We start from the raw sequence: 26,343 nt of genomic DNA on the forward strand, positions 1-26,343 counted from the left end.
TTTTGCTAACTTCTTACGTTAATGCGACAGAGCCACAGATTTCAGCCTTGACAAAGTAACCCCTGCCCCATGAGAATCGCCAATTTTTGGCTTACAGGATATAAAAAATGCAGCGTTTCAAGTATGTTCGAGCTCTACTTTCTCTGTTGGGAGGGATGCTACTTTTAGGTTGTGGCAATATTACTCATAAGTATTACAATACTGATATAACTTACAAAAAATACAATGAAACCAAACATGAGTTCAGCCCTCTGCCAAATACATCAGGCGGTGCAATGCTCGTCATTAGATATAATTCACAATTTACATTTTGGGTAAATCATGGAAGGACTTACCGGAGTGTCGGTGGCATGGGATGGGTATCCCAAAAAAACTATAAAGACAACATGATATTATTTGAAGACTTCATCGCTTGGGCAAATTCATCTGCTGAACTGCGTGAATCAAAGCGCAGCGAATTAAATAACAGTTCGCTATTTAAAGATAAAGAGATTGCATTTGGCTATTTTAAGGATGGAACACCTGCATTCATTGATAAATATGACGGTAATATGGCTTTTGAAAGATTATACCTGCCGAGCATATATGCATATTACAGCAAAGAAAGCATAGCGGAATTACTAACGACATCCCGCATAGCTCTGAATAAGATAAAATAGCATACAGTGGAGAATAACTTCCTGAGTGTGACTCAACTTGATAACTTAGCGCAGAAAGCCAGGACGTGTGAGGGTGCAGCCTGTCAGCAGGTGATTCAGGATATGGTAGATACCAACCTGAAACAACAAAAGGAAATGCTGGAGTTCTGTAACAGTCAGCCTGATCAATGTGCGGATAAGTACGGTTATCTGGTTGATCAGTGGGATGTATTCGATCAAGCCATCAAGCAGTTGGACGCTGATGGCAAGTTGCCTAGCGAGTTCAAGAACTACCTGTCAGCGGTGTACAGCTCTGGCATGGAAGCCGAGGGGACGATTGCCAGTTTAGGGTGGCAACAGAAATTCGAAGCTCTGGGACTGGACAAGGATACAGCGGCAGCAATGGCGGCTACTGTGCCTGCGCTGATTGCAGCCAAAGGGCCGAAAGGCAGCTCATTGCCTAAGCCTAATTCGACTCCTGCAGCTAATGGACTGAATTATCAGTCCAATCCTAAACATACACCGGGGCAACCAGGTTATAGCTTTAAAGCTGGAACAGAACCTAAAAACTCGATGGATCTATTTGGATCATCAGTTGCTAGTGGGAAAAAAATGTACGCGAAAGATGCAGAAGGTAATGTTCATCAATTTACAAATACAAATGATGGAACTTGGCATTGGTCAGGTAGTACAGGTGACAAATCGGCACCGTTAAATAAAAACACAATCCCATCGGATGTTAAAAAACAGTTAGACCTACCTAAGAAGGGGTGGTGATTATGGTTTTTGGTGATCCAAATAAGTTCGCAATTTTAATGGACTATGTGCCGCTCTGGAGTTCAGAAGGTGGATACAAAAATGGTCTATTTCACTTCATTATTGATGGAAAATTTTTTCCTGATTATGCAAGCGTGGCTACTTTAAGCGGTGATATCAGTTGTTTGTCGGATGATAATGCTTTGATTACCGTTCCTGAAAATGAGTATTTATTTAAAGCGGAAAAATTAGATTCTTTCTCAAAAATAATGAGTGCAATGCTTCCTAATCTATTAGATCCGGATGCTGAGGTATCAAATGATTTTGAGGAGGATTATCGTTACCAAGCTTCGACATATAATTTAGAAAATGATACGTGTTATGTATTTTCTGTTGGTTTTATGGGTGAAGTGAGAATATTAGCTGCTCAGGTTAGCTACTTAGATGGTAATGATACTGAAGGTTATGAGTGGAAAAACTATAACAACCTTGAGGTACATGAAGTTATTTTATCTAAGGATGAAGTACATCGCATAGTTAGTGAAGTAAAAGCAAAATATGAATTAATCTAAACAAAAAATCCCGGCATTAAGGCTGTGATTTTATTTTATAGATCAACAAGTTAATGCTCTTCTGCCTCTGTTGCTGCAAAGCCAGCAAGACAGCGACCGTTACGATTCGAAGCAGCAAGACGCCAGTGTCGGTGGCAGCTTCAATTTCGGTTCGATGACCGGCAGCGCCAGCATCAATGCCAGCCAGGACAAGATGCACAGCAACTTTGATTCGGTGCAGGAACAGACCGGCATTTTTGCAGGCAAAGGCGGCTTTGATATCACTGTCGGCGAGCATACTCAGCTTGACGGCGCAGTGATTGGCTCCACCGCTACCGCCGATAAAAACACACTGGATACTGGCACGCTGGGCTTCAGTGATATTGAAAATAAAGCCGATTTCAAGGTTGAGCATCAAAGTGTGGGCATCAGCACCGGCGGCAATATCGGCGGTCAGTTTACCGGTAATATGGCCAACGGCTTGCTGACGGGCGTCAACAATGAAGGTCACGCCGATAGCATCACCCATGCGGCAGTCTCCGATGGCACCATCACCATTCGTGATACCGAGAAGCAACAGCAAAATGTTGATGACCTGAGTCGCGATGTCGAGCACGCCAACAACGCCCTGTCGCCTATTTTCGACAAAGAGAAAGAGCAAAACCGCCTGCGGGAAGCGCAGCTGATAGGTGAGATAGGCAGCCAGGTCAGTGATGTTATTCGGACGCAAGGGAAAATTATCGCCACCAAAGCGGCGAATGAAAAAATGCTGGATGTGAGTGAAAAAGATAAGGTAGACGCCAAAGCACAGTGGGAGAAAGCCAATCCGGGTAAAGTTGCAACGGCTGAGGATATCAACGGGCAGGTTTATAAAACGGCTTATGATCAGGCGTTCAATGAGTCAGGCTATGGCACAGGGGGTAAATTCCAGCAGGCGGCGCAGGCAGCAACTGCGGCTATCCAAGGTTTGGCTGGCGGAGATATGGCGAAAGCGCTGGCGGGAGCCTCTGCACCGTATCTGGCAGAAGTTATTCACAATATGACTACTGACCCGGTCACGGGTAAGGTGAACACCGAAGCTAACCTGATGGCACACGCGGTATTGGGTGCTGTTATGGCGCAGGTAAATGGTAATAATGCGCTGTCAGGGGCATCTGGTGCATTAATGGGTGAATTTATCGCACAGCAGCTTTATCCCGATATCCCACGCAATGAACTGAGCGAAGAACAGAAACAGACCATCAGTGCACTGGGCACATTAGCAGCAGGGCTGGCGGGAGGCTTGACGGGTGACAGCACCGCTGACGCAGTTGCCGGAGCGCAAGCTGGGAAGAATGCGCTTGAGAATAATAACCTTGCTATCTTGCGTACCGGTGCAGCCGCTTGTGCAGAGATAGCCGTTTGTAGCAAAGCGGTCATAGACCTTGGATTTGGTGCTCTCATCGGTGTTGGTGTTGCCACATCGGCGATTGAAGAACTTTCTGGAGTACAGAAAACCAATGTTATGCTGGCTGCAATGTCAGGTGATCAAGAACAGATAGATAAACTGTCACCTTCCGAGCGAGCAGCTTACGAAGAATTAAAAAATAGTAAGGGTTTAATTACTGTATTCCCAACTCCAGTTGATGATCCCACAGGCGGTAAGCTGATAAATCCTGCGCCCGATCAAAACAAGGGAACGGCATTGGTGACACCAGATAAAAGTGGCGAGAATGGTGCTACCAATACTGGTAATATGGATGGCAAGCCAAATACTGGAGGGAATACGACAAGTACCCCCGTTGCCGAACAAAACAAGGACGATTTGGCATATACATCAGAAGGCAGCCGCCCTGCTAATTTATCTCCAGAGGATGCTGGTAGGGCTGGTGCATTTAATGAAGCTAAACGGCAGTCTGGAATCCCTGTAAGCCAATCACCAGATAGGGTTTTACCTAATGTAGATAAACGCGGTAATCCTCAGCCTGGTCAAATATATGAGTTTGATGTTCCTAAACCTGGTGGAGGTACTCAGACTATACAAATTAGAGATGATGCTGGTGGACATTTCTTTGGTGAACAAGATACCCAGAATAGAGGCTCTCATTTCAATGATGCACAAGGTAATCACTATGACTATTGATACTATTGTCAGATATGCTGAGAATATAAATAATCAAAATGAAATAGCCAATTTTCACGTATTAGGTATACCCAGACGAAATGTTGCAGCTGTGAGCTGGGAACTACCAAATGTAAGTCGTAAAGACGGCGCTATCCATCTTTTAAGCGAGATGCTAAAAAAATTGACTCGTAACAGTTCAAATGTAACTATTTATATACATTTACAGTTATCAAGTTTTCAACCAGATTCGGCTATTGTTCGATACAAAAAAACTTGGGGATTGCTGAAGTCAAGAGGTTATGACATTGATTTCTTGTTAAACAAGGAGAGTTTTATAGCTTGTACTCCTAACGGTTTAATACTCTCTGGTGTATGTCATTGTCCGCTGCATTTACTCGCTTGCCTAAAAGATATACTAAACTCTGAAAAAAAAATATTTTTTGCTTTCACCCATTCCGACATATCAAAGGATGATGAAAGAAATATGACCTCAGAAACTGAATGGATGGATTTCTTTTGGTCAAATAATGGGGTCATTTTTATGATATTAGGATCATTTGATGAGACTAACTGTGAAGTGGTTGCCTTGGGAAGAGATCAGGATATTACTATATTAAAACAATAAGCATATGTAGTGGCTCACAAAATCAGGACATCCTTATAGCCTCTTTCCACTGATTTTCATACTCGCATGGCGATAAGCTGGCTAATTTACTGTATCACTCGGATCAATGCAGCCACTATACCAATAGGAATTTCAGGCAGTTACTGTGGAGATATAAAATAAAGCAAAGCCTGAGTTCCTGGGATAATAGCCCGCTGGAGCATTTTTTTAGAAGTCTGAAAACGGAGTGGGTGCCGGATAACGGTTACGTGAATTTTAGCGAAGCCAGCACAGCGATAACGAATTACATAACGGGATATTACAGCCAGCTCAGACCTCATCAATATAATGGTGGTTTGACGCCAAATGAATCAGAAAGATTGTTCTGGAAAAACTCTAAAGCCTTGGCCAGTTTTACTTGACCACTACACCTGTCGAAAATAAATCCTCCTGCCTCTCGCCGCTTCTCAGAGTAGAGATGGTTCGGCTAATAGTGCGGTGAACTCACACTGATGTAGGGAACTGGCTTTGCCTAATAATGACATTTTTTATCTTTTTGATTTAATATGTATTTCTAATAAAAAAGAGACCCAATAGTAACCTGCTTAACCGTCTGAGTCTTTTGGCTGCCTAAGTGCTCCATAACAGGTCTGCCAAGGGTATCAGATATAATTGTTCAATCTTTTATCGAGAATAGTGCTTTTATGATGAAACAAATATTTTTAGCCTCCACCTTAATAACCGCATTTTTATTAAGTGGATGTGCCTCTGAGTCCTCGCGGTCGTTAGAAGTGGCGAAAGTCGCCTCTTACGGCACGCAATATAACGGCCCACGCAGCCCTATTTCTGTGGGTAAATTTGACAACCGTTCAAGCTATATGAGCGGGATATTCTCCGATGGTGTCGATCGTTTGGGGAACCAGTCAAAAACCATTCTAGTGACACACTTACAACAAACTGGCCGCTTTAACGTATTAGAGCGCACCAATATGGAAGAGCTGAAAACCGAAGCGGCCATTTCAGGGCAAAGCCAGCAATTGAAAGGTGCGACATATGTCGTGACCGGTGATGTGACCGAGTTTGGTCGCAAAGAGACGGGCGATCGTCAGTTATTTGGCATTTTGGGTCGGGGTAAATCTCAGATTGCCTATGCCAAAGTGAATCTGAATATCATCAATGTGAAAACCTCTGAAGTGGTGTTCTCTTCACAAGGCGCTGGCGAGTATGAACTCTCCAACCGCGAAGTGATCGGTTTTGGCGGAACAGCAAGTTACGACTCGACCTTGAATGGTAAAGTGCTGGATTTGGCTATCCGTGAAGCCGTCAATAATTTGGTTGCTGGCATTGAGTCCGGTGCATGGCAACCAGCAAAATAAACATTAATGGTAAAATAATTTTTAATCACGAGTATGGATACCGCAACATGAAATTAGTGAAAAAGCTCTCTTTGGTGCTGGCTGCCGCTGTATTGGCGGGGTGTGCCACAACACCTAAACCTATTTACAACTGGGATAACTACCAAACAACGATTTATGATTACTATAAATCGGATGCCAGCCCTGAACAGCAAATTGCCGCTTTAAAAGAGAATATTGAAAAGTCACGCGCGAAAAACATGCCAGTTCCTCCGGGCTTACATGCTCATTTGGGCATGCTGTATGGCAATACCGGGCATACAGATTTGGCGATGGCTGAATTCAATACCGAGAAAACGGCATTCCCTGAGTCTGCTCCGTTTATGGATTTCTTGATGAGCAAGGATAAAGGGGCATTTAAATGAAATCTATTTTCGCAATCTGCGCGGTCATGATGGCGCTACTGTTGACTGGCTGTGCCAAACCAGTACAGCAGGACTATTCTGCATTTAAGCAAAGTAAACCAAAGAGTATTTTGGTCTTGCTGCCACAGAACCAATCACCAGAAGTTTCTGCCAGCCATGGCATGCTGTCTCAGGTCACTTATCCACTCTCTGAGGCGGGCTATTACGTGCTGCCCGTTGCTGTCGTGGAAGAGACATTTAAGCAAAATGGCATGACGAATGCGGGTGATATCCATGCTGCCAGCCCGGCCAAACTGCATAAAATCTTTGGCGCAGATGCGGTGCTGTACATCACTGTGGTGCAATACGGTACCTCTTATCAGATTATCACCAGTGATACTCGTGTCACAGCGAATGCCAAACTGGTTGATTTGAGAACCGGCAAATTGTTGTGGAGCGGCAGTGCTACTGCGTCCAGCAATGAAGGCGATAACTCTTCTGGTGGTGTCATCGGCATGTTGGTGCAAGCGGCGGTCACACAAATCAGCGATACACTGACTGATCGTAGTCATGATATTGCCGGTGTTACCAGCACCCGTATGCTGACGGCAGGAACGCCTAACGGCATTCTGTATGGTCCGCGTTCACCGAATTACGGTAAAGATGCTCAGTAACTCTCTTTAATGCCATGCCCCCTGATGTTGCGGGGGCATTTGTTCCCTCACCGTAACCATACAATCAGCTTTACTGGTTACCGACACAGCGATTTAACCAGTGTGTTGCATCCATCGATTGAACTCACAGCTCCTGGCGGTCTGTAATTTTTAGCTATAACTTGCTGAAGAAAAGTTCCCGTAGAACCTTAGTGTTTCTGCACTAACTCCAAATATGGGTGGTTCCAGATGATTTCTTCGCTGCTGACTACCCCATCATGCTCAATCGAGCCGCATACGCCTGGATTTTGCAAAATACACTCATACACAGCCTTACTTTCAATACCTTGGATCATATGCGAGAGGATACTGCGACGGTCGCTTGCCATAATTTTATTCGGCTTAATCATATATGACTGACGGACAGCGTTACGGATTGCCCGCCCACGCCCCGGACAATTAACGCCCTCGTCAATGTACCGTTCTACCAGCTTCTTCAGTGCTTTCTTTATAGGCCGGACAAACTCCCGCCATTCGTCGGCTTTCTCAACCGCCAGCTCATAGCCATACATTTCACATAGCGTGTTAAACGCGGCGCTGTCCTTATGTTTACGGAACTCACCAAGCGAGTAAATCAAGGTATAAATAAGCCGCTTAGCGGTTTTCTCATCAACGTTAAACCGCTGCATAACCTTCTTTTTAGTGATCTTCGCCAGGCGTTTACAACTGATGCCATACCTTTCCAGCTCATGCCGGAGGATTGTCAACTGGCTACTCTTGATATCGTAGTTATACCCTTCAAATACTGCCCACTTAATCACTGATTTCATCGCCTGGAAGCCTCCATTCTTCTCAAATGAGCGGGTTCCCGTGTCCGCCAGCTTGTACTCAGGGAAGTACTCAACCACCAGAGGAACGCTTGAGATCAAGTTGCACCCACGCTCTGCCAGATGTTGCAAGAAATGTACCTTGTGCAAGGCTTCCCGCTCATTTTTAGGCACATAGGCTTGCAACTTATCAAGGTTGATACGTAAACCGCCCATACTGAGGTATACCTGACGCATGTATTGCTGAGTTTCTCGGGATACATGGCGCGTAGCATGCTTAGGCTTATTAACCTGTTCGAGTGCTTGCTGAATCAGCTGCTCTTCCGTCATGACACCACGGTCACGCTGCCGCCTCCCAGTATTCAGGTAGATATAGCGATCCGTGCGTTGTTTGTACTCAACCGGCGATACACCAAACCAACGCTTAAGTGATGCCTTCGACAATGCAAAGATGCGACATTTCGCGTGCTCGAAACGGTGGTCCTTAAAATCAATAATGCCGGATTTTTTAAGCAACTCAAGTGCCCTCTTACAGCAGAGATATTTCTTCTGCTTAAAAACAAAAGGTAATTCCTTTTTACCCAGCTCATTGAATATTGGCGAATATTGCGTCCAGGAGTTAGTTTCTTCTGTATCTTCGGCATAAAGGAAGTTATTGCAGATTAGATGTTGTAGAAACCTCTGGATTTCAAGGTAAAAAGAAGGCGACTGACGCTGGTCTTTTCCAATAAAAGGAATACGATGAACATCTTCAATGAATTTATCATAGGTCTCCAGAGTAACAAGAATAGCACGCTTAATAATATAAGGTTCGATTTTACTTTTACTTTTACTTTTACTTTTACTTTTACTTTTACTTTTACTTTTACTTTTACTTTTCATACTGCCTTTATTATTTTTTTAATGTAAGCCATAACTGTGCCTCTTGAATATTCAATATTGAGATTAAGGTAATGATTGATTTTCCATATAACGTTAGATGCATAACACAATAAATACGCATGTATATTTACAACATAAATTACATAATATTTTTCCGAAGTTGAAACCTGGAATGCCATCTTCTACAAAGCACAAGACTAATAAATCTAGAAAATAAATATACTTGGCAACCACGCGGCCAATTTTATCTCATATTACCCATATCACCACTCACTCACGCTCTTCACGCTATATATATGTGCTGCTGCACCCTATCACTATTAATATGGCACTGACATATACATACTATATAGACAGAATAGAGAGTTATACCTGCTGGTGAGCCTGACGAATATGCTAACCGAATGATTAACCAAAGCACAGAATCTGGAATACAAACTCAGATTCTGTGCTATAGCAGAACACGATGATCCTTGCGGTTAATACCGATATTAGAATGTTGTGAAAAGAAATAAATACAATCGCCGGTTTCCCCCTACATTGTACGAGATGCCGATCTGACGCTCAACAACACCGGTAGTTAGCCGGTCAGCCACAACAAAACCTGGTCGCGTTGAGCGGTCAAAAGGCGGTCATTTCTCCTGGTAATTTGAAGAATCAACCTGGAGTACCCTCGAAATTACTCACGGTGATCTAGGATAGTAGTTAATCCAGATCACCCCAATGAGTCGGTCACGTATTCAATATGTAGATAGGGTCATTGCAGGTAATGCTCACGCTCAATGAACGTGCCGATTATCTTGTCATGCATTTCTGCCGATTTTGAGTACCCAAGCGTTTTGCGATTCAGTCGTTTTAACCGGTTACGAAGATTCAGGTTTTCGCGTTCAATCCGCTGGGTGTAAAGCTTACCTGTGATGTCTTTTGTAGCCGGTAACATCTCATAAGCACTGAAGTTGTCTGTACACCAGAAGGCGACTCTGAAGCCCGACAGTAAACCCAGTAATTTGCACTGCGTCATTTTGCTCCTGCGCCCAAAAGCATGAGCAACAATACGTTTGAGACGAGGCTCCCATGCATACCACAGCCAACGCTGACGCTTTTTATTGCCAACAAACGACCACATTTCATCAACTTCACAGATAAGCTGAATTTGCAGGTTATCCAGAGGAAGCGTGGTTACAACTCTCGGCGAGAGTTTTTTAGTGTGCGCACAACGGCATTAATGCTGATATGTAAAGCTCGGGCAGTGTCTCGAATACCGGCATTGTTCATTGCAAGGTCGACAATTTGTGATTTCATGCCGGGTTGGCAGGCGCGATAAGCATAATCGAGCTGGAAAGTACGGCAGCACGACTGGCACCGATAGCGCTGAAGTTTGGCCTTACCCAGGCCATGCTTTTTAACAGATTCGATTTGCTCACAAAACGTGCATTTTACGTCAACTTTAGCCATCAGATGCACACTTCAAAAAGAGTGATTCTACCGCATGATCAACACATTGAATACTTGACCCAAAAATCCTGTTGATATCCGTTTAAATAAACTGAACCGTAACCAGCTAATGTTTGGCTAATATTAGCTTGCATGCGCGAACGTTTATTCGCACGAGTTTGGGGATGATGATAGTCATTAGCTTCAGCAAAATCATAATATCCTTCTGTCGAATAGCGATATCCTGCCAGTGTAACGGTTGTTCCACTGGTTAATAAACTTTTTGCATACTGAAAACGATAAGATTGTCCGTTAGATTGAGACTGATCCTGCACATCAAAATTTGTTCTGGCATTAGTGACATCAACAGAAAAAGCCCCTATTTCTCCTAGATTTAACCCAGTACCTAACGCAATTGCGTTATATTTATCAGAGTACAGCCCACCACCATACAATGTCGTATTCCACGGCAGCCCGTATATTAATGTAGACTGAATAAAACTTGGTTCTTTCGCATCTGGCGTGTTGGCACGATATTTACCTGTACTCAGTGAATACTTAAACTGGCCATTCCGCTGCATAATCGGGACAGATGAAAATGGTGTAACAAACGTCTGTTCACTGCCATCCAATTCTGTCACTGTGACTTCCAAATTACCACTGACTGATGTTGGATAGAGATCATTAATCTCAAAAGGCCCTGCCGGAACATGAGTTTGATAAATAACAAACCCATTTTGTCTAACAGTAACCTTAGCATTGCTCTGAGCTATTCCCCGAATAACTGGGGCAAATCCACGCAAGCTATATGGCAACATATTTTCATCTGAGGCCAGACGAACACCTTTAAACTGAAAGCTGACGAAGATATCACCAGAGGAGTTAGTTTCGCCTAGTGTTAACTGACTCCTTAAAAAAGCAATATCCCGTTCCATATAAGTATGGATATTTTCCCATTGGTGGTGACTCTCACTTTGAGAATAGACAGAATAGTTACGTAAACGCCAAGCCCCCATATTAAGGCCATTGCGTAAGCTCAAAAACTCGGCATGCTGATCTTCTTGATCGTTATGCCATGTTTTAGAACCTGTTAAACCATAATTTAAGGTAAATGCAGATACCCCTTGATCCCAGGACTCTGGAGATATATAGCCGCGAGCCGTCGTTTTCATCGCAATCTGCGGTATATTAATAAACAATTTCTGCTGTGCGAACTCAAACTTAGCTGTCGCATCAGGAATATAGTTTTGCAGTGAAGTGATATTAGTATCATCACTTAACGTTGATAATGCAGGCGAGTCTGAATTCACTCCCCACTCAATCAACTGCCCCTTCGTCAGCTCAGGAACCAATTGATTGCTATCATCTACGATAAAGTTTATTTCATTTAGTCCAATAAAATCATTGTTGATATAAACATCAACATTGTATTTCCCCGGCAGTTGTCCTTTCGATTGTGAGAACACAGATAACGTATCAATATCAGCAATACCTTGCATGCCTCTTTTATCAAGTGAATAAGGGTTAAAGTAGTCTTCTGCTCTGGCCGCCGTACCCCACCCTCCTGACACTAATACTACTGAAATAAGTAATGAAAGTGGGAGACAGCGTATTTCCCTTTTATTTAACAAGAGCAAATAAGAATTTTTTCTATTATATGAATATCTTTTCATAATGGCTCATGATTATTATTTAAAGCGATATCGCCACCCTTTATGGCTTATCATCGGGCTATGGTATGACAGGAGTAAGGACTCAATTCGTATTTGTCTCTCTTGGCGTTGTTCCACCATAATCATTAATTGCTGACCAATTCACCTTCAATAGCGCTGAAGATGTTTGTGTTGGTAACTCCCATGACTGTTCACTCTGAGGTGCAATCATTCCGGGATTAGTTATCTTGGCACCGTTAACATTCAACTCGCTAAATGAAACATAAAATGGCGTCGGATTATGAGCATAAATTTTATTTCCATTGCGTTTGAATGTTATCTTTTTATAGGCAATCGCTGCATCTTTTGCATTTAAACTTGCCGGGCGATAAAAAAGTTTAATTCGGCTATTGACAGAAATGCTTAGCTCATTTTTAGCATTCGGATTAGAGGTTGGTATAGATTTAATATTTAACCAGTAAACCGACTCTCTGTTGTCAGGTAGATCGCCTGTTTTGACGATACGTAGCGAGTTTGTTGCATCTGCATTTAAGCGAAATAAAGGCGGTGTCACGATAAAAGGAATCGTATTATCCTGTTGAATACTATTATTCTCGGCATTTAACCAGGATTGAATAAGAAACGGATTACTGTCCGGATTGTGAATCGACACCGATGACTCTTTTTTATCACCATTATAAATAATGCGAGTTCCACCAATGACAATCCCTGCATAGGCATGGTAGGAAAACGTAATAAGCAGCAAAGGAAATATATATTTTTTAAAATTTGATAATGTCATTATCAATCCCCAGAAATTAATATTGGCCCCACTAAAAGGTCATGAGGCCATAAAATCAGTAATTACTCGTAAGAAATATCAATGGTGACATCGGCATTAGCCTCACCTTGGCCAACATCAGATCCAGTCGTCATATAGCTCGCATAAATAGTTTTCTCACCCGCTTGCGTTGTTAACGGGATTGCTAAATCGCGTGTATTCGGTGTGATAATATCGGCTGTATTAGAAGAACTATAAAGCGCGATCCCTACATTACTTGCAGCACCAGCTCCGGTTTGAATAGCAAACAATTCCGGGTTAGTTGCATTCACTGTGCCATTAAACTGGATATTAGCTTGTGTTTTAGAAGGGCAACCAGACAAAGAGATTGTGATAGGTTTTAAATCAGTCGTTGCACCAACATTACCTTTGTAATTAGCAACGTTCCAAGTATCCAATATAACACTGGCAGATGAACTACCCGTGGTTGTTGAGCCATTAACGTTTATCTCACAAGGCGAATCAGTAAATGCGCCGCTAAACTGAATAGTGCCGTCTATCGCAAAAGCTGAACTAGATAATGCTAACAGCGATATTGCGATGAATCCTTTATTCATTTTTAAAACCCATTCATAATAAATCTAATAAATAGAAATTAATTTATGTCAAAAATAATTATTGACTTGAATATCCTATGATTTGGAAGTTGAGGATAATAAACATTTCTAAGCTAATAAGATATCAGACAGGCATTATATTTTTGAAAGCAAACACCTACAAACGTAGGTAAATCCCACCATTGAAAAGCAATGATTACCAATAACACCTAAATAAATCAAATCAATTAACTAAAATAGACATCTCTAATTAATAACCACCCAAAAATCTTAACCACTTGAAAAAACAATAACTTTATTTTTAAAAATTAGAATTCACATTCTTTATAAAAAATGATTTTGAGAGTTTACATAGCACTTTAAATTTGACTACGATTCAAGTACTAAATCTTATGCTTAATTCAACGTTATTTATTAAAAATAAACTCACATCTTTTTAGATATCAAAATACAAATAACAATATTTACCCTCTCGATGACCGCTGAATCTTAGTCATCAAAATTGACGCGATTATCTTATCAGTACGAACTAATGAAAAAATAAAGCAGCCAGCCAAAACGACAGATTAATTTCTATTCTTTTGATAAACAAGCCAATCATCTCTACGGGCTCTAAACCACAAAGAATCACAAGATATAGTAAGATAATGACATTATGTCGTGGTAAATAAAACGCCTCTTACTGACTTTAATCACAGTCTGACTATCCTTTAATGTGATAAAAAGTGTAAAATAGACGAACATCAGCACAGTAGTCTTTTATTTATCACTTTTTACATTTATTAATTTTAATTTCAAGAGGTTAGCGTGATGGGTTTACCAAACTGTCCAAAATGCAATTCTGAATATACATGGCAGGAAGGGGAAAAACTGAATTGCCCAGAATGTGGCCATGAGTGGTCGGAAAATAGTGATTCCGCAGCAACCGAAGAAGGTCTGGTTGTTCGTGATGCCAACGGTAATTTGCTGGCTGACGGTGATGCCGTCACTGTTGTTAAGGACTTGAAAGTAAAAGGGAGTTCTTCAACTCTGAAGATCGGCACCAAAGTGAAGAGCATCCGCCTAGTTGAAGGTGACCACAATATCGATTGCAAAATCGATGGTTTTGGCCCTATGAAACTGAAATCTGAGTTTGTGAAGAAAAGCTAATAGCTTAACCAGCAACTTTTCCCCTTGCTCGGTGCTGTTTGCGGAGCAAGGGGCGATTTGTAGTTATCCCCATAACAGCAACTTCTCTTCTTTTTAATGCAATATTCGCATTTCCCTATTAAACAACACATAACTGAAGTTACCATTCGCGTGGGTTGAATCAACCCCAGTAAAAACCGAAAACATCTGAATGGTTTCTTCTCACCCAATCGATATATAGAGTAATATATAGCGACTATGTAATGATAACGCTATATATATGATATAAAGCACAATAGAGGGGATCATAGTGTACTTGTATATGTTTTATCTCGGTGGAAATGCGAAAAAATCCAATATTGAGGTTCATGATATTCAGTTTGTAGCTGCAAAAAATCCAGAAGATGCTTGGCCAGCACTTAGGGCCGCTTGGTTCGGCGATCCAGATAAAATACATATCGATGGATATGCACGCATTACCTGGGTCGATGGTTACGCTATAACTCTTGCTGATACATCCCCCATTGATAGCAATAAGCTGTTTTTTGTTAATGTCGGTGCTTACCATCCTTCGGTGCTTGCCGAGTTGCATGCTTTCGATCTGTTTGTGGCGCATGATGTCCAGCAAGCCAAAGTGAAAGGGCTGGCATCACTGCTTAATGGCGCTCTGCAGCAGCATAAAGACAATCTCAAAGAGGTCGATGATTGCCTACTTTTGGACAAGATTGATAACTTATATGTGCACCTTACCCCATCGGCTAGTGGTAAGAATTTCACCCCAGAATGGCAAGGTTATCAACCTATTGGAGCCTAATTACAGGTTTCTGTCTTAGCATAAAATGGAATGGCGACTGAGGGGCCTCTGTGCTACCACGCAGCCCCATTCCACTCCCAATCTACCAATCCCCTCGCTCTCCCAAATACATTTAGATATATCTTTTTTGCATCCACCTCTTGCTAATTTCGATATATCGAACTAGATTAGATATATCGAAACTGTTTCGATATATCTAAAGGAGATTTATTATGTTTGGTTTTTCAAAACGTGGTCTTCATTGTGGTGAAAATCACCATGAAGAGCAGCATCGCGGCGGCGAAAGAATGCGTCGCGGCGGCCGTCACCATATGGCAGCGGAAGCGATTGAAACGGCAAGAGGCGGCAGACGTGGGCGTGGTGAAAAAATGCAACGCCTGTTTGAACACGGCGACTTGCGCATTGTTCTGTTAGCATTACTTAATAAAAAGCCCAGCCATGGTTATGAGCTGATTAAAGCTATCGAAGAGGCATCTTCAGGTTTATATGTGCCAAGTCCAGGTGTTATTTACCCAACACTGACCCTATTAGAAGAGCAGGATTTTGTTATTCCAGTGGCCACAGGCAATGGCCGTAAAAGCTACCAAATTACTGATGCCGGTAAAGCCGAATTACAGCAAAACCAACAAATGGTTGATATTATTTTTTCGCGGCTGGCCCAAGTAAATCGCCGTCCTGAGGGTAATATGGCTGAAGGTATTTCCGATGCAATGCATCGTTTACGTCATATTCTGCGCAGCAGTATGATGCGCTCGGATGTTACGCCAGAGCAGGTTGAGAATATTAATGCTGCTTTACTGACAGCCGTCGAAGCCATTGAAAAAGAGTTAGCGCCCAATGCGGCTGAAACTCATGAGCCGGAGAAAAAATAATGCCGGGTTACCGTTATCGAATCACTATTGAGCCACTAACCGACCGCAAAGGTGAAGCCATTAATAAAGCTCCGATAACATTCGAAGCCGAGAATCACGATGAGATCCTCGGCATCATCGAGCGGTTACAGGCGCGTGAAGATCTGGACTTCGGTAAGGAGAAAACAGCCGCATTTGCACTTGGTCTGAAACTGTTTTCAGAGACAATGATGGAGAACCGCAAGCACCCGATATTTGCCCCATTGCGAGCTGCGTTTATGGATTTTATGCTCAACTTGAAGAAAGGTTCGACACGCGATCGTTCCGAGTGACACACCAAAAATATAAGATAATGCGACAGCGAATTCGCCGGGAATATAAGCCCTACACTCTATTCCCGACGAATTGTTTAACTCAAATCAGCGCCATGGCTGGCAATAACTTTTTTATACCAATAGAAAGATTTCTTTTTCTTGCGGGCCAAAGAACCATGCCCCTGATCATCACGGTCAACATAGACAAACCCATAGCGCTTACTCATTTCCCCGGTAGAGGCGGAAACTAAATCAATGCATCCCCATGAAGTATATCCAATAACCGGAATACCATCATCGATGGCATCTGCCATTGCTTTAATATGCTCGCGTAAGTAGCTAATACGATAATCGTCTTCGATCTCGCCCTGAGAGTTAATTTCATCCTTGGCCCCTAGCCCATTTTCAACTAAGAAAAGCGGCTTTTGATAGCGGTCATACATCATATTCATGGTGATACGCAGACCTAAGGGGTCAATACCCCATCCCCATTCACTGGCCTGTATATGTGGATTTTTCAAAGATTTTACGATATTAGCCGCACTGCTGTTGTGTTCATTCATATTCGCCGCAGCACAGCGCGAAGCATAATAGCTAAAAGAGACGAAATCGACGGTGTGTTTGAGAATATCGTCATCTCCCTCCTGGGTCGTAATGGCAATGCCTTTCTGTTTGAAAAGGCGTTTTGTATAAGCGGGATAAGCCCCACGGGCCTGAATATCAATGAAAAATAGATTCTCACGGTCTTTTTCCAGCGCTGCCCAGACATCCTCAGGTTTACAGGTGCGCGGATAAAAGTTTCCGCCGGCCAACATGCAACCCACCTGATTATCAGGATTGACCTCATGCGCAATTTTCGTCGCTAATGCGCTGGCGAGCAGTTGGTGGTGAGCGGCTTGATATTTTACCTGTTCCTGATTTTCATCCGATTCAAATGCCAGCCCCGCGCCAGAAAATGGGCTATGCAGCAAAATATTAATTTCATTGAATGTCAGCCAATACTTCACCAAACCATCAAAAGCTTCAAAACATGTTTGAGCATAACGAGTGAAAAACTCAACCATTTTTCGGTTGCGCCATGAGCCATATTCCGTCACCAGATGCATAGGAACATCAAAGTGACATAGAGTTACCAACGGCTCAATATTGTGCTTTTTACATTCATGAAACAGCTCCCGATAAAAAGCGATACCCTCCGCGTTAGGAGTCATTTCATCACCCTTAGGGTAAATCCGGCTCCATGCTATTGATGTGCGAAATACGGTAAACCCCATTTCAGCCATTAGCGCAATGTCTTCTTTATAACGATGATAAAAATCAATGGCTTGATGACTGGGGTAAAACTCATCCGCTCTTAAGGCAAAGCGTTTTTCCTGCCCTAATTTCACGGCTAAGCGGTGTGGCCCGTGAGGGATCATATCCACTGTTGTCAGCCCTTTCCCACCTTCAAAGCAAGCACCTTCGGCCTGGTTTGCGGCTAATGCGCCGCCCCATAAGAAACCGTCGGGAAATATTGCTGCTGGCATTTAATACCTCTTTATTTAGTTAATTTTTACTGCATGGTGCGAAACAGTAGAGTCGGCGAAAGCCGCGCGGCCATCAGCACTGTCTTCAACCGGAATATCTTCAAACCCGAGTAAGAGTGTGGTCACAAAAGAAATGACTATCGCCAACATCATGACGCCGAATACCCATACAATACTCATAGGATTTGCCGGGTCGAAGAACTGAACACTGGTAAATAATCCCGGTGATGCCATTGAATGGCTGGCTAATCCGCCAATTCCCGCCACTGCACCACAAATAAATCCACTGATAAGGCTGGCTATCAGTGGGCGTTTAAGCCGCAATGCCACACCATAAAGTGCCGGTTCAGAGATACCGGCGACAATCGCGGAAGCCGCCGCAGCCAGCGCTGTTTGGCGCAATTCTGGGTTTTTGGTGCGCCAAGCCACCGCCAACGATGAGCCACCCAGTGATAAATTGGCCCCAATTTCTGATGGCATAACCATGCCCTCTTTCCCAGTTTCGGCAATAGTTTGAATAATCGTGGGGGTAAAAACACGATGCATGCCGGTCATGACCAGCAATGGCCAAAGTGCCCCCATAATCGCCACAGAAAGCCAGCCCAGATAATCATGCACGCTATAGACCAAAGAAGAGATGCCACTGCCAATCCAGATGCCCAATGGCCCAATAAACATGATGGCGATAGGTGCTGAAATCAGCACAATCAGCATTGGTTTAAGGAAGTTTTTAGTCACTGCTGGCGTAATGCGGTCAACCCACCGCTCAATATAAGACAGCAGCCAGGTCATACAGAGTGCGGGGATAACAGTATAAGTGTACTTCACCGCAGTGACAGGAACCCCCATAATGGCGCGCGTCGAGCTAAGTAACCCTTTGTGCAGAGTGAAAGGAAGTCCCCTTATCCGCAAAATGCGTAATTAGCTATCATATTCATATAGTTATAAATAGTTTTCTGACTGGAAAGATATTGTCTTTGGTCATTTCCAGACATATAGGTAACCGGTTCCACATGAGAGTCTTAAAATACGAAGTGGATTTCAAGATATGAATTTATTCTATTTCCATTCTGTGATGCTGATCGACATCGACGTCATGAACAGCGGATGCACTCTGCCGCTGGCCAAGCCACTAATGCTGCGAACAGCTCTGCAATTTCAAGGACGAAGAGTATAGAATGACAGTAATTTCAACGTGTCAGGATGGGCCTATGTCTACAATGCAAGAAGTGGCAAAGAAAGCCGGTGTTTCAAAAGCCACGGTTTCGCGGGTTTTGTCGGGCAAAGGTTATGTCAGTGAAACAACGAAGGAGCAGGTGTTTAAAGCCATTGAAGAGACCGGGTATCGGCCAAATTTGCTGGCAAGAAATCTGGCAACCAATAAATCTGAGTGTATTGGCTTAGTGGTAACCAATACTCTGTATAACGGCAGCTACTTCAATGAAATACTGTCTCAAGCTGCACAAAAATTAGAAAATAATGGCCGTCAGTTAGTGCTGGTTGATGGAAAACACAGCGCGCAAGAGGAACAAGAAGCTATTCAGTTCCTGCTCGACCTACGCTGTGATGCAATAATAATTTATCCGCGCTTTTTAACCGTTGATGCCATGGATCTTATAATTGATAAATATAAACAGCCGATCATGGTGGTTAATAGGAAGCTGCGGAAAAATCATAGCCACTGTATTTTCTGTGACCATAAAGGCTCCAGTTATAATGCGACTAAATATCTTATTGAGCGAGGTCATCGGGATATCGCTTTTATTACCGGCTCACTTGACTCCCCGACCGCAATTGAACGCCTCTCTGGGTATAAAGCAGCATTCGCTGCATTTTCTCTCCCTGTTCAGGAGAGGCTTATTGTGCAAGGAAAATGGACACCAGCAAGTGGTACTGCGGCGGTAGAATCATTATTAACTCACCAAGTTGCCTTCAGCGCAATTATCGCCAGTAACGATGATATGGCCATTGGTGCAATGAAAAAGCTCAATGAAGCCGGCTTAAATGTTCCTGGCGATATTTCCATCATTGGGTTCGACAATATCCCTATTGCGCCTTTCCTTCTCCCTTCATTATCCAGTATCAAAGATCCCGTCAGTGGTATGATAAATGAAGTTATTAATCGCTTAGTGTCGATGCTGGATGGCGGATATTTATCCAATGAAAATATATTCCAATCCGAGCTAATCATCAGAGATTCAGTCAGCCATGGGCCTTTTTTAGCTCACTCACAGCTCAAGAGCGATGACTTAATATAAGTGATAAAAAAGGAGCCAAAGGCCCCTTTAAATAAAATACGGATATTATTTAGCTCGGACGCCTTCGACTGACAAAATCAGCTCGACTTCCTGTGAAGCAGGGCCTAAGTCAGTGGTGATATTAAAGTCTTTCAGCTTAATATTACCATTAGCTTCGAAACCGGCGCGGTAACCACCCCATGGGTCATTCCCCTGACCAGTTAACTTACTTTCTAATGTCACCGGCTTGGTTACGCCATTTAATGTCAGGTTGCCCACGACAGTATAACCTTCAGCATTTTTCTTCACTTCGGTCGATTCAAACGTCGCCTGTGGGAATTTACTGACGTTCAAGAATTCTTTACTGCGTAGGTGTTTATCACGCTCAGCATGATTGGTATCTACGCTATTTGTGTTGATTACCACTTTCACTTTATCCGCAGCAGGATCTTTCTCATCAAAAGTGAAAGAACCATCAAAGTCGTTAAAACTGCCATATAACCAGCTATAGCCTAAGTGTTTAATCCGGAATTCGATAAAGGCGTGCTGACCTTCTTTATCAATTTTATATTCGGCGGCTACGGCACTACCTGCGGTAAACATCAGTGCGCCTACAGTCAGGCCCAATAGGGTCTTATTAAACATGCTTAATTCTCCATAATACAGTTGGTTAGTCGGTGCTACGTCCCAGCATCCGTTTAAGGGTAATATCACCATCAATAAAATGATGCTTAATCGCGGCCAGCCCATGTAATAGTGAAAGCACTACAACAGCCCAAGCCAGATAAAGATGCACTGTCCCGGCAGTATCGGCCTGATCCGGTAAGTTAGTTAATGTCGCCGGCACAGTAAACCAGCCAAAGACATTGATAGGTTGCCCATCAGCCGTCGAGATCAAATAACCGCTAAACATAATCAAAAATAAGAAAATATATAAAATCAGATGCGCCAATATCGCACTGACTCGCGTAAAACGGCTATAACTTGATAGTGGCTTTGGCGGCGGAGAAATAAAGCGCCAAACTACCCGAAATAGCATTACAGCGAAAAGTATACAGCCAACACTTTTATGTATTTCAGGCGCTTGATGATACCAACCATCATAATAGCCTAAAGTCACCATCCATAATCCTAGAGCAAACAGCGCATATACAGTCAGTGCAACCAGCCAATGGACACTAATAGTGATACGCCCAAACTGCTCCTTGGTGTTTTTCCAAAGCATAATGCTTCCCTTTTGCTCAATTCATAGAACAATAGTCAAACATTATGAAACATAAAATCAACTCTTATTTGATATAAGATATATTCTCGCAACACCCGTCAGTTAATTTGCAAAAGTTTATAATTACTCGGTCAATATAACTGTCGGACTTTACTTAACCTGACATTTGCACGATAGCATGGAAATTATTCATCGAGATCGTTTAATCAAATAAAGCGAGAAAGCACAGACAATCTCGCCTCAAATAAAATCGATTACTTAAATAACCCACGCTGATTATGCGGTTCACAACGCAAATATTGTTGCGCAACTTTAATGGTGGCACCTAATTTAGCCGCCGCATGCCATGGCCATCTCGGGTCATAGAGAATACCACGCGCCAGGGCGATAAAATCGGCCTGCCCGGTCGCGACAATCGCTTCAGCTTGTTCCGGTTCAGTAATCAGCCCGACGGCCATAACCGGCGTTTTAACCGCTTCTCGCACTTTTTGTGCTAATGGCACCTGATAATTTGGGCTAATCGGAATATGTTGATCCGGCGATAATCCACCACTGGAGACATGAATATAATCACATCCTAAAATCTCTAATTGTTTTGCCAATACAATGGACTGTTCAGTATCCCATCCACCATTGACCCAATCGGTGGCAGAAATACGCACTCCGACGGCAATTTCTTTACTGAGAGCGGCGCGTATTTCACTCAATATTTCAATCACCAAGCGCATACGATTTTCCAGCGAGCCGCCATATTCATCGTCACGTTGGTTGGATAACGGAGATAAGAATTGATGCAGTAAATAACCATGTGCAGCATGGATTTCAATAAGTTCAAATCCTGAGTCCACCGCGCGTTTTGCGGCTGCAACAAATGCAGACTTTATCTCGCCAATACGCGCGACAGACAAGGCTTGCGGAGGATGGCGATCGCCAAATGGCAGCGCTGATGGGGCCACAGTTTGCCACCCGCCCTGTTCAGCGGTAATTTCCCCCCCCCCCCCGCCATCCCATGGCAGCGCCGATGATGCTTTACGGCCAGCATGCCCCAACTGGATACCTAATTTCACCGGCGAATAACGGCGAATAGCATCAATAATCGGGCGAAGCGCTTGCCCATGCTCATCATCCCAGATACCCAAATCTTTGCCGCTGATGCGCCCTTGTGGCTCTACCGCGGTGGCTTCAATAATGAGCAGACTAGCACCTGATAGCGCCAAATTACCTAAATGAATCATGTGCCAGTCGCTCGGGAAACCCCACTCAGCCGAATATTGGCACATCGGTGCCACTACAATGCGATTTTCCAGGGTTAATTTGCCCAGACTGGCCGGAGAAAATAATTGGCTCATATATTTTACCTTTAGATGAGCAACAGCCCCTTACTGAGGAGAATGTTGCAGTGTCCAGTTCAGCACCTGTGAAGCTAACTGATTGCTTGCTAAGCCAAAAGCATCAACCACTTCATTCATCTGCGCCCCTTTGATGGGTTGGCGAATATCAAAGTGGCGAGTCGCGATGATTCTACGGTCTGAAATCCTCACTAAGCGGGCATCAAAACGGATCAACACCTCACTGCTCCCCGCTTGATATACCCCCTGAAATGCTGATAAATCGCCACTCAACTCAACATCAGCTTGCAGGCTATCATCATCACTGCTGACCGCGGGAATACGGCCATCAGTGCGGAACTCCTGAATCAGGCGATTACGCACCAAAATAGGGGCGGGATCAGTCCAGCGCGAATTTTTATAGACCGCAATTTCCTGTCCTTCGGGCTGAACAGCAATACGCGAGCTATTGATAAACTGATTGGTCGCCGGTTGTGAAACGCGCAGTGACCAATTGACCGTCTGCGCGCGCGGTGCGGTTGCCGCAGCAGGCACCGGCAATAGATAAACCTGTGATACCGGCGCACTGGGTAAAATAGTGCATGCTGACAACAACATAGCCAGTGCGGATAACATCAACAGCCCGACACGACGGCGGGCGCAGTACATTATCTTCAGAGAGATCATCGAGGCGTAAACTCCTGTGTTCTTTCACGGCCGCGCAGCAGAGCCGCCGGGTTTTCTTCCAAACGGGAAACAGCAGCACGCAGTGTCGCTAATGTTCTACGCAACTCATCAACAGCTGGCCCCAACTCATTCATTCCTTGCATACCATTATTGAGTGAAGTTTGATTTTCACTCACCAGCTTATTGAGAATAATGCTGGTATTTTGCAGCGATGCCATGGTCTTAGCGGCATCAGTCATCAGCTGTTTCCCCTGCCCATCCATCAACCCATTGGCACTGCGCAGCAGGCGATTCGTTTGTGTCAATGTCTCATTGGCTTGTTTGCTGGCCTGCGCCAACTGCTGCAACAGGGTACGAATATCTTGGCGTTGATCGGCGACGGTTTGGGTGACAAGAGCAAGATTGTCCAATGTTGTCACCAGCCGCTGCTGATTATCGGGTGCTAGCAGCTGATTTAGGCGCATCAGCACTTCATTCGCATTGCTCATGAAACTCTCACCATTCGACAGTAATTGGCTCATGGGTGACGGAGTGGCAATGATAATAGGGACTTCCCCATCTTGGCCCTCTAATAACGGGCTCGACGAGGTGCTGCTGCTAAATTGGATGTTCGAGGTGCCAGTGATGCCCGCCACCGTCAGCCGGGCCTGTGTATCCTCGCGAATTGGTGTGGAAGCTGACACCCGGACACGCGCCCAAACCTTATTGGGGTTTTCACTGTCCAAACGCAGTTGGGTCACCTCGCCGACCCGAATGCCACTGTACTGCACGATACTCCCCTGAGACAGGCCACTCACCGGTTCATTAAACACGATATCGTATAGCTTGAACTGGCGATTAGCCCCGGCGTTTGTCAGCCATAGGCAGAATAACAGCGCCGCGCTGACCACAATGAGAGTGAACAAACCAATGACAACATGGTGAGCACGGGTTTCCATTTACAACCTCTCTTCAGTATTAAGTGCCGCCGCAGCCTGATAAGCAGCCCGGCCACGTGGCCCATGAAAATACGCCTGAATCCAGTCATCATCGGTTGCAGCCACCTTATCCAAGGTATCCACCACCAGCACTTTCTTTTGTGAAAGCACCGCCACGCGGTCACAAAGGGTATAGAGCGTATCCAAATCGTGGGTGACCAAAAACACCGTCAAATTTAGCGCATCACGCAAGGTGCGGATCAAGCTGTCAAACGCCGCCGCGCCAATCGGATCAAGGCCCGCTGTCGGCTCGTCGAGAAACAGAATATCTGGGTCTAATGCCAGTGCCCGAGCTAAAGCAACACGTTTAACCATGCCACCTGACAATGAGGCCGGATATTTACTGCCCGCCCCCGGCGGTAACCCCGCCAAGGCGAGCTTAACCTGCGCTAAGCGCTCAGCCTCACCACGCGGCAGCCCCGCATTTTCGATTAATGGCAACGCCACGTTTTCCGTCACTGTCAGAGAGCTGAATAATGCGCCCCGCTGAAACAATACACCAAATCGGCGTTCAACCTGGGAACGCGCTTGGCCCGACAATGTCATTAAATCCTGACCAAACACATGAATCTGCCCCGCAGTTGGCCGACGAAGCCCGACAATGCTGCGTAGTAACACCGACTTACCGGTACCCGAGCCCCCCACGACGCCAAGAATTTCGCCGCGCTGTACATCAAGATTGAGATCCTGGTGCACACACTGCTTGCCAAAACAGTTAACCAGATTACGAATTTGAATGATTGGCTGTGGCGTCATATGGCTCACCATCCCATTTCCATGAAAAATAGCGCCGCGACGGCATCAAGCAGAATCACCACGAAGATAGAATGCACCACACTGGTGGTGGTATGCACCCCGACAGACTCGGCACTGCCAGTGACTTTGAACCCCTCCAAACAGCCAATAATGGCAATCAGGAAGGCGAAAATAGGCGCTTTGCTGATCCCCACCAGGAAATGCTGCAATCCGTTACTGTTTTGCATAATCGACAAGAACATGGTGGGCGAAATATCGAGTGTCAGGGCACAGACCACCATCCCGCCAAAAATGCCGCAAACCATGCCAATGAAGGTCAGCATGGGTAAGGAAATCAACAGCGCCAAGACCCGTGGCAGCACCAATAACTCAACCGGATTTAGCCCCAAAGTTTGGATAGCATCAATTTCCTCATTGGCTTTCATCAGCCCGATTTCAGCAGTAAAGGCACTGGCAGTGCGCCCTGCCATCAAAATGGCAGTGAGCAGTACGGCAAACTCACGTAAAAATGAAAACACCACTAAATCGACGGTAAAAATACCCGCACCAAAAGTGGTTAATACCGTGGCACCGAGGAAAGCAATGACGGCCCCGACCAGAAAAGTCAGCAGCATGATGATGGGAACAGCATTCAGACCTATTTGCTGAATATTGGCAATCAACGAAGTCATTCGCCAGCGTGATGGGCGGAAAGCCGTGCTGAATAAAGTTTCAAGAGTCAGGCCGACAAAACCCAATAATGACTTAATATCTTGCCATAAATTATCGACCGAACGGCCAGTGTTCGCCAATAACTCAAGCCAAAATGACGGTTTTTTTTCTGCGGGTTCTGATGCTAAATCCGGCAATACACGGCTGACAGTTTGCAGCAAAGTGCGCCGTTCTTCGGGCAGTTGAGGGGCAAGTTCACGCAGCTTACTGATGCGATCTTCACCGAGCAACAACGCTAATAAGGTTGCCCCCGCGGTATCCACCGCGCCCAATTGGCTAAGATCAAAGACCAGCGTCTGGGGCTGATTCGCGCGAAATTGCGCCACAACTGGCTCCAAAACGCGGTAATGCGCCAGCACCCAATCTCCTTTGATAGAGACCCGGACAGGTTGAACTGAATTGTCGATATCGAGTTGTGCTGTGAACGGCCGCGCGGTCATAGAGAAAGCCTTACTCTTTATTGGAATACGGTTTTGACATCATTCACCTATCAAAACTCAAATCGCTACCTTAAATAGGTATATCACACAC

General features: G+C 44.3%; 26 protein-coding genes and 3 pseudogenes. 15 read left to right on the forward strand and 14 right to left on the reverse strand.

Features of this window, described 5'->3' with window-relative positions; genetic code table 11:
• The first annotated feature begins 107 nt into the window (after nt 1-107).
• The 10 genes and pseudogenes from D5F51_RS15100 to D5F51_RS15140 all read left to right on the forward strand — a co-directional run bounded on the left by D5F51_RS15100 (nt 108) and on the right by D5F51_RS15140 (nt 7,086).
• Nucleotides 108-659: a hypothetical protein gene (locus D5F51_RS15100; RefSeq protein ID WP_129197629.1), complete on the forward strand. Its 552-nt coding sequence runs from the start codon at nt 108-110 to the stop codon at nt 657-659.
• 102 nt (nt 660-761) lie between these two features.
• Nucleotides 762-1,415, forward strand: coding sequence for a hypothetical protein (locus tag D5F51_RS15105; RefSeq protein ID WP_129197631.1), 654 nt, complete (start codon nt 762-764; stop codon nt 1,413-1,415).
• A 2-nt stretch (nt 1,416-1,417) separates the two neighbouring features.
• On the forward strand, nt 1,418-1,966 hold the full coding sequence (locus D5F51_RS15110; protein WP_129197633.1) for an immunity 42 family protein: 549 nt from the start codon (nt 1,418-1,420) through the stop codon (nt 1,964-1,966).
• A 67-nt stretch (nt 1,967-2,033) separates the two neighbouring features.
• Nucleotides 2,034-3,305: pseudogene (locus tag D5F51_RS22515) on the forward strand (VENN motif pre-toxin domain-containing protein); the annotation flags it as partial.
• A 156-nt stretch (nt 3,306-3,461) separates the two neighbouring features.
• Nucleotides 3,462-4,067, forward strand: a complete 606-nt coding sequence (locus D5F51_RS22930; protein ID WP_342770932.1) for an HNH/endonuclease VII fold putative polymorphic toxin — start codon at nt 3,462-3,464, stop codon at nt 4,065-4,067.
• Entirely contained in the window at nt 4,057-4,674 is a 618-nt protein-coding gene (locus tag D5F51_RS15120; RefSeq protein WP_050878946.1) for a hypothetical protein, read from the forward strand. The genes D5F51_RS22930 and D5F51_RS15120 overlap by 11 nt, the downstream gene beginning before the upstream one ends.
• A gap of 86 nt (nt 4,675-4,760) precedes the next feature.
• A pseudogene (locus D5F51_RS15125) lies at nt 4,761-5,075 on the forward strand (integrase core domain-containing protein); the annotation flags it as partial.
• Nucleotides 5,076-5,357: 282 nt separating this feature from the next.
• Nucleotides 5,358-6,029, forward strand: coding sequence for a CsgG/HfaB family protein (locus tag D5F51_RS15130; RefSeq protein ID WP_129197637.1), 672 nt, complete (start codon nt 5,358-5,360; stop codon nt 6,027-6,029).
• A 47-nt stretch (nt 6,030-6,076) separates the two neighbouring features.
• Entirely contained in the window at nt 6,077-6,433 is a 357-nt protein-coding gene (locus tag D5F51_RS15135; protein ID WP_050878944.1) for a DUF4810 domain-containing protein, read from the forward strand.
• The gene (locus D5F51_RS15140; RefSeq protein ID WP_050878943.1) at nt 6,430-7,086 is read left to right on the forward strand and encodes a DUF799 domain-containing protein; all 657 of its coding nucleotides are present in this window, start codon (nt 6,430-6,432) and stop codon (nt 7,084-7,086) included. The genes D5F51_RS15135 and D5F51_RS15140 overlap by 4 nt, the downstream gene beginning before the upstream one ends.
• Before the next feature lie 188 nt (nt 7,087-7,274).
• On the opposite strand, the gene D5F51_RS22795 is transcribed toward D5F51_RS15140, so the two are convergent.
• From D5F51_RS22795 to D5F51_RS15165, 5 genes are all read right to left on the reverse strand, one after another.
• Nucleotides 7,275-8,774 (reverse strand): hypothetical protein, encoded by a 1,500-nt coding sequence (locus D5F51_RS22795; RefSeq protein ID WP_245994807.1) that lies wholly within the window; start codon nt 8,772-8,774, stop codon nt 7,275-7,277.
• Between the two features lie 757 nt (nt 8,775-9,531).
• A protein-coding gene (locus D5F51_RS15150) for an IS1 family transposase (RefSeq protein WP_129196014.1) occupies nt 9,532-10,229 on the reverse strand; the annotation gives its coding sequence in 2 pieces (ribosomal slippage) (nt 9,532-9,980 and nt 9,980-10,229; 699 coding nt in all).
• A 38-nt stretch (nt 10,230-10,267) separates the two neighbouring features.
• Complete coding sequence (locus D5F51_RS15155; protein ID WP_129197639.1) at nt 10,268-11,881, reverse strand: fimbria/pilus outer membrane usher protein; 1,614 nt, start codon at nt 11,879-11,881, stop codon at nt 10,268-10,270.
• Between the two features lie 82 nt (nt 11,882-11,963).
• Nucleotides 11,964-12,662: a fimbrial biogenesis chaperone gene (locus D5F51_RS15160; RefSeq protein ID WP_129197641.1), complete on the reverse strand. Its 699-nt coding sequence runs from the start codon at nt 12,660-12,662 to the stop codon at nt 11,964-11,966.
• A gap of 62 nt (nt 12,663-12,724) precedes the next feature.
• Nucleotides 12,725-13,258, reverse strand: a complete 534-nt coding sequence (locus tag D5F51_RS15165) for a fimbrial protein (protein ID WP_025379000.1) — start codon at nt 13,256-13,258, stop codon at nt 12,725-12,727.
• 807 nt (nt 13,259-14,065) lie between these two features.
• Between D5F51_RS15165 and D5F51_RS15170 the strand changes: the two genes are divergently transcribed.
• From D5F51_RS15170 to D5F51_RS15185, 4 genes are all read left to right on the forward strand, one after another.
• Complete coding sequence (locus tag D5F51_RS15170; protein WP_162301752.1) at nt 14,066-14,407, forward strand: zinc ribbon domain-containing protein YjdM; 342 nt, start codon at nt 14,066-14,068, stop codon at nt 14,405-14,407.
• A 289-nt stretch (nt 14,408-14,696) separates the two neighbouring features.
• On the forward strand, nt 14,697-15,200 hold the full coding sequence (locus D5F51_RS15175) for a DUF1543 domain-containing protein (RefSeq protein ID WP_167480529.1): 504 nt from the start codon (nt 14,697-14,699) through the stop codon (nt 15,198-15,200).
• 212 nt (nt 15,201-15,412) lie between these two features.
• Nucleotides 15,413-16,072, forward strand: coding sequence for a PadR family transcriptional regulator (locus tag D5F51_RS15180; RefSeq protein WP_129197643.1), 660 nt, complete (start codon nt 15,413-15,415; stop codon nt 16,070-16,072).
• Nucleotides 16,072-16,383, forward strand: a complete 312-nt coding sequence (locus D5F51_RS15185; protein WP_129197645.1) for a DUF3861 domain-containing protein — start codon at nt 16,072-16,074, stop codon at nt 16,381-16,383. Before D5F51_RS15180 ends, D5F51_RS15185 begins: the two co-directional genes overlap by 1 nt.
• Before the next feature lie 77 nt (nt 16,384-16,460).
• Here D5F51_RS15185 and D5F51_RS15190 read toward each other — a convergent pair whose 3' ends face one another.
• Together D5F51_RS15190 and D5F51_RS15195 are read right to left on the reverse strand one after the other, a co-directional pair.
• Entirely contained in the window at nt 16,461-17,891 is a 1,431-nt protein-coding gene (locus tag D5F51_RS15190) for a 6-phospho-beta-glucosidase (protein WP_129197647.1), read from the reverse strand.
• A 15-nt stretch (nt 17,892-17,906) separates the two neighbouring features.
• A pseudogene (locus tag D5F51_RS15195) lies at nt 17,907-18,740 on the reverse strand (PTS transporter subunit EIIC); the annotation flags it as partial.
• A 362-nt stretch (nt 18,741-19,102) separates the two neighbouring features.
• Between D5F51_RS15195 and D5F51_RS15200 the strand changes: the two are divergent.
• A complete protein-coding gene (locus D5F51_RS15200) occupies nt 19,103-20,149 on the forward strand; it encodes a LacI family DNA-binding transcriptional regulator (protein ID WP_129197649.1) in 1,047 nt (348 codons plus the stop codon).
• A gap of 45 nt (nt 20,150-20,194) precedes the next feature.
• Here D5F51_RS15200 and D5F51_RS15205 read toward each other — a convergent pair whose 3' ends face one another.
• The 7 genes from D5F51_RS15205 to D5F51_RS15235 form a co-directional block, all read right to left on the reverse strand.
• Complete coding sequence (locus tag D5F51_RS15205) at nt 20,195-20,773, reverse strand: YceI family protein (RefSeq protein ID WP_025379008.1); 579 nt, start codon at nt 20,771-20,773, stop codon at nt 20,195-20,197.
• Nucleotides 20,774-20,798: 25 nt separating this feature from the next.
• Nucleotides 20,799-21,353 (reverse strand): cytochrome b, encoded by a 555-nt coding sequence (locus D5F51_RS15210; RefSeq protein WP_129197651.1) that lies wholly within the window; start codon nt 21,351-21,353, stop codon nt 20,799-20,801.
• A 254-nt stretch (nt 21,354-21,607) separates the two neighbouring features.
• The gene (locus tag D5F51_RS15215) at nt 21,608-22,702 is read right to left on the reverse strand and encodes an NADH:flavin oxidoreductase/NADH oxidase (protein WP_129197653.1); all 1,095 of its coding nucleotides are present in this window, start codon (nt 22,700-22,702) and stop codon (nt 21,608-21,610) included.
• 30 nt (nt 22,703-22,732) lie between these two features.
• Nucleotides 22,733-23,368: an ABC-type transport auxiliary lipoprotein family protein gene (locus D5F51_RS15220; protein WP_025379011.1), complete on the reverse strand. Its 636-nt coding sequence runs from the start codon at nt 23,366-23,368 to the stop codon at nt 22,733-22,735.
• Entirely contained in the window at nt 23,365-24,306 is a 942-nt protein-coding gene (locus D5F51_RS15225; RefSeq protein WP_129197655.1) for an MlaD family protein, read from the reverse strand. The genes D5F51_RS15220 and D5F51_RS15225 overlap by 4 nt, the downstream gene beginning before the upstream one ends.
• Nucleotides 24,307-25,113: an ABC transporter ATP-binding protein gene (locus tag D5F51_RS15230; protein WP_162301753.1), complete on the reverse strand. Its 807-nt coding sequence runs from the start codon at nt 25,111-25,113 to the stop codon at nt 24,307-24,309.
• Nucleotides 25,107-26,252, reverse strand: coding sequence for an MlaE family ABC transporter permease (locus D5F51_RS15235; protein WP_129197657.1), 1,146 nt, complete (start codon nt 26,250-26,252; stop codon nt 25,107-25,109). Before D5F51_RS15235 ends, D5F51_RS15230 begins: the two co-directional genes overlap by 7 nt.
• Nucleotides 26,253-26,343 lie beyond the last annotated feature (91 nt).

The organism is Yersinia hibernica (assembly GCF_004124235.1).
GTDB classification, from domain to species: Bacteria; Pseudomonadota; Gammaproteobacteria; order Enterobacterales; family Enterobacteriaceae; genus Yersinia; species Yersinia hibernica.

Coding starts and splice junctions, on each gene's coding strand:
- D5F51_RS15100 (WP_129197629.1), top strand. CDS start 108: ATGCAGCGTTTCAAGTATGTTCGAGCTCTACTTTCTCTGTTGGGAGGG.
- D5F51_RS15110 (WP_129197633.1), top strand. CDS start 1,418: ATGGTTTTTGGTGATCCAAATAAGTTCGCAATTTTAATGGACTATGTG.
- D5F51_RS15205 (WP_025379008.1), bottom strand. CDS start 20,773: ATGTTTAATAAGACCCTATTGGGCCTGACTGTAGGCGCACTGATGTTT.
- D5F51_RS22930 (WP_342770932.1), top strand. CDS start 3,462: ATGTCAGGTGATCAAGAACAGATAGATAAACTGTCACCTTCCGAGCGA.
- D5F51_RS15105 (WP_129197631.1), top strand. CDS start 762: ATGGTAGATACCAACCTGAAACAACAAAAGGAAATGCTGGAGTTCTGT.
- D5F51_RS15190 (WP_129197647.1), bottom strand. CDS start 17,891: ATGCCAGCAGCAATATTTCCCGACGGTTTCTTATGGGGCGGCGCATTA.
- D5F51_RS15200 (WP_129197649.1), top strand. CDS start 19,103: ATGTCTACAATGCAAGAAGTGGCAAAGAAAGCCGGTGTTTCAAAAGCC.
- D5F51_RS15225 (WP_129197655.1), bottom strand. CDS start 24,306: ATGGAAACCCGTGCTCACCATGTTGTCATTGGTTTGTTCACTCTCATT.
- D5F51_RS15165 (WP_025379000.1), bottom strand. CDS start 13,258: ATGAATAAAGGATTCATCGCAATATCGCTGTTAGCATTATCTAGTTCA.
- D5F51_RS22795 (WP_245994807.1), bottom strand. CDS start 8,774: ATGAAAAGTAAAAGTAAAAGTAAAAGTAAAAGTAAAAGTAAAAGTAAA.
- D5F51_RS15210 (WP_129197651.1), bottom strand. CDS start 21,353: ATGCTTTGGAAAAACACCAAGGAGCAGTTTGGGCGTATCACTATTAGT.
- D5F51_RS15235 (WP_129197657.1), bottom strand. CDS start 26,252: ATGACCGCGCGGCCGTTCACAGCACAACTCGATATCGACAATTCAGTT.
- D5F51_RS15135 (WP_050878944.1), top strand. CDS start 6,077: ATGAAATTAGTGAAAAAGCTCTCTTTGGTGCTGGCTGCCGCTGTATTG.
- D5F51_RS15185 (WP_129197645.1), top strand. CDS start 16,072: ATGCCGGGTTACCGTTATCGAATCACTATTGAGCCACTAACCGACCGC.
- D5F51_RS15155 (WP_129197639.1), bottom strand. CDS start 11,881: ATGAAAAGATATTCATATAATAGAAAAAATTCTTATTTGCTCTTGTTA.
- D5F51_RS15215 (WP_129197653.1), bottom strand. CDS start 22,702: ATGAGCCAATTATTTTCTCCGGCCAGTCTGGGCAAATTAACCCTGGAA.
- D5F51_RS15140 (WP_050878943.1), top strand. CDS start 6,430: ATGAAATCTATTTTCGCAATCTGCGCGGTCATGATGGCGCTACTGTTG.
- D5F51_RS15130 (WP_129197637.1), top strand. CDS start 5,358: ATGATGAAACAAATATTTTTAGCCTCCACCTTAATAACCGCATTTTTA.
- D5F51_RS15180 (WP_129197643.1), top strand. CDS start 15,413: ATGTTTGGTTTTTCAAAACGTGGTCTTCATTGTGGTGAAAATCACCAT.
- D5F51_RS15120 (WP_050878946.1), top strand. CDS start 4,057: ATGACTATTGATACTATTGTCAGATATGCTGAGAATATAAATAATCAA.
- D5F51_RS15230 (WP_162301753.1), bottom strand. CDS start 25,113: ATGGTGAGCCATATGACGCCACAGCCAATCATTCAAATTCGTAATCTG.
- D5F51_RS15220 (WP_025379011.1), bottom strand. CDS start 23,368: ATGATCTCTCTGAAGATAATGTACTGCGCCCGCCGTCGTGTCGGGCTG.
- D5F51_RS15160 (WP_129197641.1), bottom strand. CDS start 12,662: ATGACATTATCAAATTTTAAAAAATATATATTTCCTTTGCTGCTTATT.